Raw genomic sequence first — 13,024 nt, forward strand, 5'->3', positions numbered from 1 at the left:
ACGCACAAAAAAAAGACCGCCACAGTGGGCGGTCTTTTACCATTTAATTAAAGATTTTGCATAAAATCTTCAACTAATTTTTGGTTTTCTTCATTACTTGTATTCACATTAACAGCGGTTTCAACTAAATCAGTTAATTGAGTTGTATCTAAACGTTTCATCAAGCTCCGAACCCGAAGGACCGAAGTTGCGCTCATTGAAAATTCATCTAAGCCCATTCCAACAAGGAGTGGTGCCATGACTGAATCGCCAGCGGCTTCCCCACACATTCCAGTCCACTTACCTTCTTTATGGGAAGCGTCAATAACGTTCTTAATTAAACGTAAGATTGCTGGATTGTATGGTTGATAAAGGTATGATACACGTTCATTCATCCGATCAGCAGCCATTGTGTATTGAATCAAGTCGTTTGTTCCGATACTAAAGAAGTCAACTTCCTTAGCGAATTGATTTGCCAAGACGGCGCTGGCTGGAATTTCAACCATCATCCCAACTTGTAAATCATCAGAAACAGTTTGACCATCAGCAATTAATTTAGCTTTTTCTTCTTCAAGAATGCCTTTTGCTTGACGGAATTCTGCGATAGTTGCGATCATTGGGAACATGATACGTAACTTACCGTAGTTTGAAGCACGGAGTAAAGCACGCAATTGTGTTCTGAAAATATCATCACGATCTAAACTAATCCGCACAGCACGGTAGCCTAAGAATGGATTCATTTCTTCGGGTAATGGCAAGTAAGGTAATTTCTTATCCCCACCAATGTCCATTGTCCGCACAACAACTGGTTTACCAGCCATACCTTCCAAAACAGTCTTATAAGCTTCGAACTGATCATCTTCACTAGGTAATTCAGATGAGTCCATGTATAAGAATTCTGTCCGGTATAAGCCGATTGCTTCAGCACCGTTATCGATAACACCATCTAAATCTTTAGGTGTCCCGATATTTGCAGCAACTGTGAATGTTTTTCCGTCTTTTGTAACGGATTTTTCATTCTTTAACTTTTCCCATTCTGCTTTTTGATCAGCGAAAGCTTGTGCCTTCTTATCGTATTCAGCAATGTCTGCATCTGTAGGATTGATAATAACATCCCCGTTAATCCCGTCGACAATTAGTTGTTCGCCGGCTTTAACAGAAGTTGTGATATTTTCAGTTCCAACAATTGCAGGAATTTCTAAAGAACGAGCCATAATAGCAGAGTGAGAAGTCCGACCACCAATATCAGTCACAAAAGCCTTAACGAATTTACCGTTTAATTGGGCTGTGTCACTTGGTGTCAAGTCATGAGCAATCACAATTACTTCTTCATCAATTAACGCTGGGTTAGGGAGTGTTACCCCTAATAAATGACTGAGAACTCGCTTAGTAACATCCTTGATGTCAGCAGCGCGTTCTTGCATGTATGCGTTATCAGTCATAGCCTCAAAAGTGGCCACAAATAAATCCGCGACCTCTTTAAGCGCTTGCTCAGCATTAACCTTGTCATCATTGATTTTACCTTCGATAGCGCCGGTAAATTCTGGGTCTGCTAAAATCATCATGTGGGCATCAAAAACTTGTGCTTCTTCTTCCCCTAATGATTCAGCAGCAATCTTCCGAATGGTCTCTAGATCATTCGTGGAAGCTTGTAAGGCATTATGCAAACGATTAATCTCTTTTTCTGAATCTGAAATAGTTGATTTCGAAAATGACAAATCGGGTTGCACTAACATATAGGCTTTCGCCGTAGCGATACCATCACTGGCAGCAATCCCTTTTAGTTTTGTCATTATTCAGATAAACCTTCCTTTTTCATTGTTTCTTCAATTGCGTTGATTGCGTCTGCTTCGTCAGCACCTTCAGCTGAGATAGTAACGTCAGCACCTTGGCCAACACCGAGTGACATAACACCCATGATTGACTTCAAGTTTACAGATTTACCTTTGTATTCTAAGTTAACATCTGAGTTAAATTTGCTTGCTGTTTGTACTAATAATGTAGCTGGACGTGCGTGGATACCTGTGTCTGCTACTACGTGAAAATCGCGTTTTTCCATATTAATCGATCCCCTTTTATCTAATTATAGATTTAGTTTTTAACGAAATGAGTGGTCACTAGTAGTGGCTACCCTTCCGATATTTAAGATTACCATTTTTTTTAAAATACTACAACAGTTTCGCTAACAAAATTAGTAGCCGTCTACACTATACCGCTTTCAGACTTGCGGTAGATTACCGCACCATTTCGTTGTGCTTCGCCCACAATTTCTTTTCGATGGTCATAGTTGACCCATACTTTCTGAAAATCTAAAAATTCGGACTGAGCAACCTCAATCTCAGTTTGTTCGTTATTTATTAAGGCATCCATCTCTGCTAAAAAATCACGCATCTGCCATTCTGCCTCCTTTGCAATTCTTTTATCGTGGCTTGAAAAATTCGTTTTCATTCCATCTGCGAAATAAAACGATGACCTCATACTACCGCATACCGCCCATACCTGACAAGAAACTTTTATTTTCGAGTTGCCTGACTTGCAACTTTTTTTAGAGATGATTATAATTTGGATAAAGGTCAAAGATAGTCAAGAACACTTTGACGCTTCTATTATTAATGAAAGGTTGTGACAGATTAATGCTTTGTCAAAACTGCCAGAAGAATCCTGCAACGATTCATCTCTATACAAGCACCAATGGTCAACGACAAGAAATCGATCTTTGTCAAAACTGTTACCAACTCTTGAAACAACAAAACAGTAATGGCCAAGCACCACAAGGGCAATATGCAGATCCATTTGGCTTTGGAAGCCTGGATAGTTTCTTCCGAGCAATGGGCGCAACTCCCGATGATCAATCACAAGCAAACCAAGGGCCACAAACCCAAAGTGGCGGCCAAGGTGGCGGCAACAACGGGCAAAACGGCGAAAGTCTGCTCAGTCAATACGGTGTAAACCTAACCAACTTAGCTAAAGCTGGCCAAATTGATCCAGTGATCGGTCGCGATGCTGAAATCGATCGTGTTATTGAAATTCTAAACCGTCGGACAAAAAACAATCCCGTATTAATTGGTGAAGCTGGGGTCGGTAAAACCGCCGTTGTCGAAGGCTTAGCTCAAAAAATTGCCGACGATGACGTTCCTGCCAAACTTAAGGATAAACAAGTCATTCGCTTAGATGTTGTTTCACTTGTTCAAGGGACCGGTATTCGTGGTCAATTCGAACAACGGATGCAACAACTGATGACTGAATTGAAGCAGAATAAGCAATACATTCTCTTCATTGATGAAATTCATGAAATTGTGGGCGCCGGTAATGCCGAAGGTGGCATGGACGCCGGTAACGTGTTAAAACCCGCCCTCGCCCGTGGTGAACTCCAACTAGTAGGGGCCACAACGAATAATGAATTCCGACAAATTGAAAAAGACGCGGCCCTCGCCCGTCGTCTCCAACCCGTTTCAGTCAATGAACCTTCTGTTGACGAAACAGTCCAAATTCTAAAAGGACTCCAAGATAAATACGAAGCCTATCACCAAGTCCACTACACAGACGAGGCACTTAAGGCGGCTGCAACCCTTTCTAATCGTTATATCCAGGATCGTTTCTTACCAGATAAGGCCATCGACTTACTTGATGAAACCGGCTCTAAGAAGAACTTGACGATTACCGTTGTCGATCCAAAAGAAATCGAAAAGAAATTACAAAATGCGGAAGCTGAAAAGCAAAGTGCGTTAAAGGACGAGGATTACGAAAAGGCCGCTTATTACCGCGATCAAGTCACAAAATTGACCAAGATGCGCGAAACAAGTGCCATTGACCAATCTGAAATGCCAACCGTCACCGACAAAGATATGGAAAAAATCGTTGAAGAAAAAACCCACATTCCAGTTGGTGAGTTAAAGGCACAAGAACAAGCACAGTTGAAGAACCTTGCTGAAAATCTTGAAGCGCACGTAATTGGTCAAGATTCAGCAGTCGATAAGGTTGCCCGTTCCATTCGTCGCAACCGAATTGGTTTCAACAAATCCGGTCGACCAATCGGTTCTTTCCTATTCGTTGGACCAACCGGGGTCGGGAAAACTGAATTAGCAAAACAAATCGCCAAAGAACTTTTCGGTAGCACAGATGCTATGATTCGTTTTGATATGAGCGAATATATGGAGAAATTCAGTGTGTCAAAATTGATTGGATCGCCTCCTGGCTATGTTGGCTATGAAGAAGCGGGTCAATTAACCGAACAAGTTCGGCGCAACCCATACAGCTTGATCTTACTGGATGAAGTTGAAAAAGCACATCCAGACGTCATGCATATGTTCCTACAAATCTTAGACGATGGTCGTCTGACGGATTCACAAGGACGGACGGTCAGCTTCAAAGACACCATCATCATCATGACTTCAAATGCCGGCCAAACTGATGCCGAAGCCAATGTTGGTTTCGGGGCAGCCCTTTCTGGTCAGACACACTCGATTTTAAACCAACTACAAAACTACTTTAAACCTGAATTTTTAAACCGGTTTGATGATATCATCGAGTTCCAACCATTAAGCAAAGAAAATCTCTTGAAGATTGTCAGTCTGATGCTCGATCAAACAAATGCGATGATTGCTGACCAAGGGTTACACATTGCCGTAACTGAACCAGTCAAATCACGGCTTGTCGATCTTGGTTACAATCCAGAGATGGGTGCGCGTCCATTACGACGTGTTATTCAAGAACAAATTGAAGATCGCGTGGCTGACTATTATCTCGATCACCCAGAACATAAACAATTGACGGCTCGGTTGGTGGAAGATCAGATTCAAATCACCGATGCTAAAGATTCACAGGTCACAGATTAAAAGGCTTTATTATCTCAAGTCAAAACGAATCGCGTGCCAAATGAAGCGTTTTCAGTTATAATAGTGGTAAGACTTAAACATCCAGGGAGTGATTTAGATGCGCTTAATCAATGTAACCAATTCTTATAAGCGACTTGTTTCACAACAACTTGCTGCAACAGCCGCAACCTACGTTAAGGTTTATTCACTTGGTAAAACAACGGTTCTTGACTCGCGTTCATCGAAGGAACGTGAGCTCCTTTTAAAAAATGATCATCGACATGTCCAACAAGCCGAGATCGATTTTGTATTGAAGGAACTCGCCGGTTTAGATTCCACAGATGGCCTTGAAGTCTTGAATGATGGTCCATTAGTCGAAATTACAATTCCAACACCTTCAAAAACAGTGAGTTAATCATTCGAACCGCCCCGACATTTCATTTTGTGGGGGCGGTTTTTTACATAGGCAAAATAATGGCAATTGAATAGGTCGTATCGTATAATAACTTTCAACCTAATTTAGGAGGATTAATGACGCGATGAAGACTTTTCAAAAAGAGCACCAAATTATTTGCCGGTTAGAAGTGGGCGACGAAATCCTAACAGAACTTAAATATTTGGCCGCAACCTTCCCCAACCAACTGGGAACTATCACGGGGATTGGTGCCTGTGATGAAGTTACCGTCAGCGTTTATTCACCAGAAACGGATCAATATATTGCCACTTCCAGTCAAGAGCAAGTAGAACTGCTGGCCCTTAGTGGGAATGTCGAAAATGCAAATGGCACGATTGATGTCCATCTACATGCAAGCTTTGCCCGTTTAGATACAAGCGTTTTTGGTGGGCATCTAGAACGCGCCGTCATTTCACGTACAGGAGAATTAATCATTTCCTTAATTCCCGTTTCCATCGGCCGCGTCACCCATACTGCAACTAAATTACAAGTATTAGATATTTAAACGATTAGAATCACTGCTATTTTTGCAGGGGTTCTTTTTTATACCCACTTGACGCGTTAATTATCAACCACACTTTTTGTAATTTATGATAGACTAGTAGTAATAAGTAATGCGCTACAAGGAGTCCGTATGAATCTGATTAACCTGCTTCAATCGTTATTGAAATGGCGCCCGAAAAAAGCAGCTCCTCTACCGAACAGTCATGTACGCCAAACTGTCTCTGAGCAAGAGCCCATCCGTCAAGCGCCTCAATCGTCACAGAAACAGCCGGTCGTTCCCGTTAGTCAGGACGCAACGCCACTGCTGGCTACGATGTCCACACAACCGCGCCATAGCACAGTTACCATTCACTACCTCAATCATCATCGGGTCCCTTTACGACCAACGATGACCCTGACAGGTGAAGTGGGTACCGTGCTCAATTTGCCATGGCTAAAATTTGCCGGTTATTACTTGGCAGCTATTACCAATTTAAAACAACAGTTTCCTGAAGAAAACACCACTATCTGGCTTTTTTATAAACCGCAACTCGCAGCACCAGTAATGGTGTTACACCAGAATTTAGAAGGTGGCTTGTTGATTAAGCCCCAATTTTTATCAGGTGCTTTGAACGAACACTATCAAGCCAATCCACTAGAAGGTGGTGCTAACTTCGTGCACCACACCTCAGCTAATCAGACTGGTCGCTTTACAACTAAGACACAGTTTGTCCATTTTAAATATGATCCGCTGAATTTAAAACACAGCGATGCACCTGAACAGCCCTTCATCGAACTTCTTGAGCCAACGGATACCTATCAGCAACCAAGTGAAGAAGCGCTGACTGCTGCTCGCTTGCCAAAGCACGCGGTTTGGAAGATTTATAGCTGTGCAACTGCTCCATCTGGCAAACAATGGTTCAATCTTGGCAGTTCTTGGATTACCCCTACGCGTTATCAATTACATGCCACTAATCCTAAAGGCAGTGATGAATCATACCAAGTACCAAAGTTCACCTACCATTACGCAGTTATCGAAACAACCCCTCTAAACCTCAGTGCAAGTCTGAACAACAATACCGTAACATTTTGGCAAGCACCGTATGACCAACCCACAACATATCAGATAGTGCCTAAAACACGGGTAGTCGTTAAGCAAGTCGTTGTACTCGATAATCAAAGTCGCTGGTGTCAACTTAAAACAGGTCAATGGTTAATGGAAGGCCTCCTAACTTTTGACTAAATACCCCCCTAAAAAAAATAAGCCGCCGATTCAGACAACAGTTAGTGTGTCTGAATCGACGGCTTATTTTTGTTTGACTCTTTATATTATAGTTTTGCGGTTAATTCAACGTCTGGATACTTATCTTGGAACCAACGTTCTGCAAATTGATTTTCAAATAAGAATAATGGTTCGTCATGAATATCTTTTACCAATAGATTTCGTGAGGATGACATCCGTTCATCCAATTGTTCTGGATTGATCCACCGCGCAGTTCTTGAACCGATTGGATCCATCAATACTTCAGAATTATATTCGTGTTGCATCCGATATTGGAACACTTCAAATTGTAATTGACCAACGGCGCCTAAGATATAATCGCCAGTTGTGTAAGTCTTATACAACTGAATCGCCCCTTCTTGAACCAACTGTTGAATCCCTTTATGGAAGGACTTTTGTTTCATCACGTTCTTAGCAGTGACGCGCATGAATAATTCAGGGGTAAATTGAGGGAGTTTCTCAAATGAAACAGCCTCTTTACCCGTGTGAATCGTATCCCCAATTTGGAAATTCCCGGTATCATATAATCCAACAATATCGCCAGCAACAGCGCTTGTCACTTGTTCCCGTGTGTCTGCCATGAATTCAGTTGAATTGTTCAACCGCATCTTCTTGCCTGTTCGCGTCAATGTGACATCAATTCCGCGTTGGAATTCACCCGAACAAATTCGTACGAACGCAATCCGGTCACGATGAGCTGGATTCATATTGGCTTGAATCTTGAAGATGAACCCTGAGAAATCAGGAGAGGTTGGTTCAACCAACGTTTCTTCTTGTGTTTTGTGTGCTTCTGGGGCAGGCGCTAAGTTAACGAATGATTCTAAGAACGTCTTAACCCCAAAGTTAGTCAAAGCAGAGCCAAAGAAGATTGGTGTTTGTTCACCCGTTGCAATCTTATCAGCATCATAGGCATTGCCTGCTTCACCGATCAATTCGATATCATCAAGGGCTTGTGTGTAAACAGAATCTTCTTTCAATGGATTATCATCGGCAATCCGACCTGCTTCATCAAGGGCCAAATAAGGGTTGGCTTCGTCTTCTGGTCGATAAAGTTCGATTCGACGGTTGGCGATATCATAAAGGCCACGGAGGTCTTTTCCCATCCCGATTGGCCAGTTCATAGCACAGCCTTCGATGTCCAATAGTTCTTCCAATTCAGCAATCAAATCAAGTGGTTCACGACCATCGCGATCCAACTTATTCATGAAGGTGAAAATCGGAATCCCCCGCATTTTGCAGACTTTGAATAATTTCTTGGTCTGTGGTTCAATCCCTTTAGCAGAATCAATGACCATGACCGCCGCATCAACAGCCATCAAAGTCCGATACGTATCTTCTGAGAAATCTTCATGTCCCGGTGTATCCAAAATATTAATCCGCTTGTCGTCATAATCAAATTGCATCACAGAACTGGTAACGGAAATCCCACGTTGCTTTTCAATTTCCATCCAATCGGACTTAGCAAATTGGCCACTCTTTTTCCCTTTAACTGTTCCGGCTTGACGAATCACGCCCCCGAAAAGTAAGAGTTGTTCCGTAATCGTTGTTTTACCAGCATCCGGATGAGAAATAATTGCAAAAGTACGACGACGATCAACCGCCGTTTTTAATTCAGTAGGTGTCATTATAAAATCCTTTCCGTTATTCCAATATAATGCGCTTGGGACAAAGAATTGCGCAACCATTGCGTCACCCTTTGTCCCATTGATTGTGCTCATTTAATTTAGTCGACTTCTTCTGGTGCATCGGTCTCTGGTTCTGGTAACGTTAATTGTAAATCAATCAACCGTGAACCGGAAACCGACCCCGTCGTTAAGCTCATGCCACCTGGCAGCTCAATTGTTTCCGGATGACCACTGACTGGAATGGCACCAATTTCAGTAATCACGAACCCGGCAATTGTATCCACATCAGTGACTTGAATATCTGTATTGAAGGCACTGTTAAATTCATTGATTGGCATACTTCCCATAACGGTGTAATGCTGCGCATCAATTTTTTGGTACAATTCTTCAGCTTTATCAGATTCATCATCGATTTCACCAACAATTTCTTCCAATAAATCTTCAATCGTGGCTAAGCCAACAATGCCACCGTATTCATCCAACAGAATTGCCATTTGTTGCTGTGTGCGTTTCATTTCAAATAATAAATCATCAATTGTAATCGTTTCGGGAACAAAAAGAGGTTCTTTCATTACCGCTTCGATTTGCATGGCCTGAAAACCTTTTTGGCGTGCTTCTTTCAAGAGATTCTTGATATGCACGACCCCCACCACTTGATCCTTATCATCCCGATAAACCGGAATGCGGGAGAATGGTTGGGCTAAGATGGCATCGATGTTTTGATCGTTGTCTGCACAAATATCAATCATAAATGCATCAGTCCGCGGTACCATGACTTCGCGCGCCATCTTCTTATTGAGGGTAATAATCCCCTCTAACATTTCGTATTCATCGGTTTCCAGAACACCGGCACTCTTCCCAGATTCAATCATGTGGACCATTTCTTCTCGGGTGAGCTTCGGTTCTGTTTCTGAAAAATCAATTGGTGTCAACTTCATTAAGAGCGAGGTCGACATTGATAGCAACCACACGAATGGTCGCAGTAAGATGCCGACGATCCGCACGGGTTGCACCGTTATTTTAGCAATTGCTTCTGCACGATGCAGTGCAACTTGCTTAGGATATAATTCCCCAAAAACCAGGGATACATAGGATAAGACAATCGTCACAATTAATACGGCCGCTTCCTTTGTCCAAGCCGCATTTCCTAAAAGGGGTGCTAATCTACCCGCAATGGTTGTGGCAGCACTCGCTGAAGATAAGAAGCCCGCAAACGTAATCGCAACTTGAATTGTTGCTAAAAACTGATTGGAATGACCTAAGACTTGAACTAATACTCGCGCCTTCTTGTCACCTTTATTGGCTTGCTCCTCCATCTTCACACGACTTAGTGACACAAGTGCAATTTCTGCCGCAGCAAAAAAAGCATTCACTAAGGTCAAAATTAATATCAACAGTAACTGTCCCCACACCGAACTTCCAGGGTCAGGATTCATCGTCACATCCACTACCTTTCATTATCTAAATAAGTACATTTAGCCGAATATGGCCTACCTTGCAGTATAGCATAGTCAAAAATGGAAATTCAACCTGCATCTTTTAAAGGTCGGTCCCTTTTTTAGCTTTAGTCCGTAACGCTTGAATATCATATAAATAAGTAATCACTGTCTTGGTAACAGCATAAAACGGAATCGCTAAAATCATGCCTAAAATCCCATAAATATTCCCAGCGACCAATAAGATAATGATGATGGTTAGCGGATGAATATCTAATGAACGGCCAATCACGTTAGGATAAATCAAGTTCCCATCGATTTGTTGAACAACAATGACGACAACAATCACCATGATTGTTTTGGGAATCGAAATTGATAAACTGATAATCAACGCGGGCGCAATCCCAATATAAGGCCCTAAGTATGGAATTACGTTAGAAACGCCAGCAATAAATCCTAACAAATAAGCGTATGGCATCCCGATAATGAGATAACCGATAAATGTAAAGACGCCAACGAATAAACACTCTAGAGCTTGACCACCGATATAAGCTGAAATCGTCGCCCCCATTTTCCGAAGCAAGTCCGCCACTTGGTCGTTATAACGATCAGGTAACATCTTTTGAATATTAGGCACTAAACGGTGTCCGTCTTTTAACATATAGAACAACATAATTGGAATCGTGAAGACACTAACTGTAACGCTCGTAATCGCACCAATCATACTACCAAAACTAGATGTGAAACTCTTCATAACTTTTTCAGCAATCTTCGATGGTTTTAAATCTAACTGATTGACGTATTTATTGAAGTCAATGTTTTTCAAGCGCGGATTGCTAGATAAATCATCCGCTACTTTTTGCAGTCGATGAGCAAAATCTGGTAGGTTCGTCACAAGCTGTGTGATTTGTTTAATCAAGTTAGGAATCACAGTGGCTACAATGAAAATTAAACCGCCAAAAAAGACGATGAAGATAATCGTAATCGCCCAGTTGCGTGATATTTTGAGTTTACCTAACAGATTGATTAGCGGGTTAAACAGGTAAAATAATAATCCCGCGCCAATAATTGGCCCAAATAAAGTTGAAATAAAGGTGCCAATTGGATCAAATAAGAAGCTAATTTTGGTGCAAACAAAGATTAACACAGCCAAAATCAAAAGCTCAATTGACCAAAATAATAGTTTTGATTGGCGTAAACGATCAAACATGCAGTATCCCCCCAGTGTGCCTGTGTCACACAAAACGCATTTTATGCTATCATAGTGTAACGATTATTGTTATTGTACCAAATTTTATAGTGATACACATTGATTATTCCTTTTGAAGAGGTGGTTTTTTAATGTTAGTGAAACAAACTCGTGATTTAAAAAGTACGGTTTATCAAGATAGTTTGGCAATTCGGCAAGCCGTATTCATTGTTGAACAACACGTGCCTGCTGAACTTGAGATTGATGAATTCGAAGACCAAGCGATTTATTTTGTCGGCTACGTTGCTGATCAAGCCGTTGTGACGTTGCGGCTCATCGAAGCGGACTCAGATTATCATGTTCAACGTGTCGCAGTTAGCCGTTCAGCACGGCATCATGGTTATGGTCAAGAACTGATGCGTGCCGCTGAAGTTTTTGCTCGTGAATCAGGCAAAGCAACGCTCACTTTAAATGCTCAATTAAGTGCAGTACCGTTCTATACGCAACTTAATTTTCAAGCAACCGCCAAACCACAGTTCCTAGATGCCGGGATTATGCATCAAGAAATGGTTAAAAAATTAACTGACTAATTGTCATTTCACCACTAAATGACTTATAATGAACACAGCTTAATAACAGAAAGGACGTTACCATGCCTAAGCAAAAATCACTTCTTGTCCACTTATTTTTCTTCATTATCCCTTATCTACTCGTCATTACGATTGCCGCAACGGCTTACGACAGTCTTGTGATTCACAGTGCCACTTGGGATCGCACCTTGTTCAGTGCTCTAATCAGCAGCACCCTAATGTTATTTATTAAAGTTCCAATCGAACGACCGTTGACGATTATGGCTGACTTAGCCCCTAACCAAACACTTAAAATGGTAACAAGTTTCTTCCTAGTAGAACGTTCACTTGGTATTAAGATTGCTAACTTCATTTTTGATGGCATCCTTTTCTGTCTTGCAACTTATCTATTACGCCACTTCTTGCCACTCAACATCATTGCTGGTAGTTTACTCGGCTGGTGCGTCTTCGCGCTTTTGCTATCCATCAGCATCGGTGCTGGCATCGGCTTTAAAACATTAACGATTCAACAAGATACTTCAGTCGAAAACGATTAACCCATACAAAAAAGCCCCAGTCAATCAATGACTGGGGCTTTTTTGCTTGAGACTAAATAGTGTTCTAACGACGGTGCGCCAATTCTTGATACCGGTTATACCAAATATCAATGTATTCCTTCGAAAAGGGCCCTTTGCCATTGTTGATCCAATCAACCAAAACCTTAACGTTGGCTTTTAAAATCCGATCAGTTTCGGCGGAATAATACCATTGCGCACTGTGCGCTTCATATTCATCGACATCTAGAAGCCGTTTTTCACCATTGGGGAAAACCTTCACATCTAAATCATAATCGATATACTTAAGCGCCTCTTGATCCATGACATGCGGCGATGCCAAATTACAATAATAAGAAACGCCGCCTTCACGAATCATTGCCACCACGTTAAACCAATACTTCTTATGGAAATAAATAAGTGCCGGCTCCCGCGTGACCCACTTTCTGCCGTCTGACTCTGTAACTAAGGTATGATCGTTACAACCAATGACTGCGTTCTCGCTGGTTTTCAAAACCATCGTATCGCGCCAAGTGCGGTGTAAACTCCCATCGTGTTTATAACTTTGAATCGCTATATAGTCGCCTTCTTTGGGAATACTCATCGACATACCCAGCTTTCCAAGGTTATTATTCATAA

Annotated in this window: 13 protein-coding genes; 6 read left to right on the forward strand and 7 right to left on the reverse strand. The window is 41.8% G+C overall.

The features are described from left to right. Window positions 1-47 precede the first annotated feature (47 nt). The 3 genes from ptsP to ACF1X7_RS04950 form a co-directional block, all read right to left on the reverse strand. Window positions 48-1,775, reverse strand: a complete 1,728-nt coding sequence (gene ptsP, locus ACF1X7_RS04940; RefSeq protein WP_172821864.1) for a phosphoenolpyruvate--protein phosphotransferase — start codon at window positions 1,773-1,775, stop codon at window positions 48-50. Then, entirely contained in the window at window positions 1,772-2,038 is a 267-nt protein-coding gene (locus ACF1X7_RS04945; RefSeq protein WP_004265632.1) for a phosphocarrier protein HPr, read from the reverse strand. Before ACF1X7_RS04945 ends, ptsP begins: the two co-directional genes overlap by 4 nt. A gap of 143 nt (window positions 2,039-2,181) precedes the next feature. After that, a complete protein-coding gene (locus ACF1X7_RS04950; protein WP_235601670.1) occupies window positions 2,182-2,427 on the reverse strand; it encodes a hypothetical protein in 246 nt (81 codons plus the stop codon). A gap of 185 nt (window positions 2,428-2,612) precedes the next feature. Here ACF1X7_RS04950 and ACF1X7_RS04955 point away from each other — a divergent pair, with 185 nt between their 5' ends. The 4 genes from ACF1X7_RS04955 to ACF1X7_RS04970 all read left to right on the forward strand — a co-directional run bounded on the left by ACF1X7_RS04955 (window position 2,613) and on the right by ACF1X7_RS04970 (window position 6,973). Next, window positions 2,613-4,814, forward strand: coding sequence for an ATP-dependent Clp protease ATP-binding subunit (locus tag ACF1X7_RS04955; RefSeq protein WP_069467982.1), 2,202 nt, complete (start codon window positions 2,613-2,615; stop codon window positions 4,812-4,814). Window positions 4,815-4,911: 97 nt separating this feature from the next. Further along, window positions 4,912-5,208 carry a DUF1827 family protein gene (locus ACF1X7_RS04960; RefSeq protein WP_004265700.1) on the forward strand — a complete coding sequence of 99 codons (297 nt, stop codon included), beginning with the start codon at window positions 4,912-4,914 and terminating at the stop codon, window positions 5,206-5,208. A 124-nt stretch (window positions 5,209-5,332) separates the two neighbouring features. Then, complete coding sequence (locus ACF1X7_RS04965) at window positions 5,333-5,752, forward strand: PPC domain-containing DNA-binding protein (RefSeq protein ID WP_411162475.1); 420 nt, start codon at window positions 5,333-5,335, stop codon at window positions 5,750-5,752. A 129-nt stretch (window positions 5,753-5,881) separates the two neighbouring features. Next, complete coding sequence (locus ACF1X7_RS04970; RefSeq protein ID WP_039098971.1) at window positions 5,882-6,973, forward strand: MucBP domain-containing protein; 1,092 nt, start codon at window positions 5,882-5,884, stop codon at window positions 6,971-6,973. A gap of 86 nt (window positions 6,974-7,059) precedes the next feature. Here the strand turns inward: ACF1X7_RS04970 and ACF1X7_RS04975 are convergent, their stop codons facing one another. The 3 genes from ACF1X7_RS04975 to ACF1X7_RS04985 all read right to left on the reverse strand — a co-directional run bounded on the left by ACF1X7_RS04975 (window position 7,060) and on the right by ACF1X7_RS04985 (window position 11,283). Continuing rightward, entirely contained in the window at window positions 7,060-8,637 is a 1,578-nt protein-coding gene (locus ACF1X7_RS04975; protein ID WP_411162496.1) for a peptide chain release factor 3, read from the reverse strand. Window positions 8,638-8,735: 98 nt separating this feature from the next. Further along, window positions 8,736-10,073, reverse strand: a complete 1,338-nt coding sequence (locus ACF1X7_RS04980) for a hemolysin family protein (RefSeq protein WP_411162476.1) — start codon at window positions 10,071-10,073, stop codon at window positions 8,736-8,738. 103 nt (window positions 10,074-10,176) lie between these two features. Next, window positions 10,177-11,283: an AI-2E family transporter gene (locus ACF1X7_RS04985; RefSeq protein ID WP_004265766.1), complete on the reverse strand. Its 1,107-nt coding sequence runs from the start codon at window positions 11,281-11,283 to the stop codon at window positions 10,177-10,179. A 131-nt stretch (window positions 11,284-11,414) separates the two neighbouring features. Here ACF1X7_RS04985 and ACF1X7_RS04990 point away from each other — a divergent pair, with 131 nt between their 5' ends. Both ACF1X7_RS04990 and ACF1X7_RS04995 read left to right on the forward strand, forming a co-directional pair. After that, the gene (locus tag ACF1X7_RS04990) at window positions 11,415-11,852 is read left to right on the forward strand and encodes a GNAT family N-acetyltransferase (protein ID WP_039098973.1); all 438 of its coding nucleotides are present in this window, start codon (window positions 11,415-11,417) and stop codon (window positions 11,850-11,852) included. Window positions 11,853-11,914: 62 nt separating this feature from the next. Further along, window positions 11,915-12,388 (forward strand): hypothetical protein, encoded by a 474-nt coding sequence (locus tag ACF1X7_RS04995; RefSeq protein WP_004265668.1) that lies wholly within the window; start codon window positions 11,915-11,917, stop codon window positions 12,386-12,388. Between the two features lie 64 nt (window positions 12,389-12,452). On the opposite strand, the gene ACF1X7_RS05000 is transcribed toward ACF1X7_RS04995, so the two are convergent. Further along, window positions 12,453-12,995, reverse strand: a complete 543-nt coding sequence (locus ACF1X7_RS05000; RefSeq protein WP_411162477.1) for a DUF402 domain-containing protein — start codon at window positions 12,993-12,995, stop codon at window positions 12,453-12,455. Between the last annotated feature and the right edge of the window lie 29 nt (window positions 12,996-13,024).

Origin of the sequence: Latilactobacillus sp. VITA-14 (assembly GCF_046580785.1) — a bacterium.
GTDB classification, from domain to species: Bacteria; Bacillota; Bacilli; order Lactobacillales; family Lactobacillaceae; genus Latilactobacillus; species Latilactobacillus curvatus.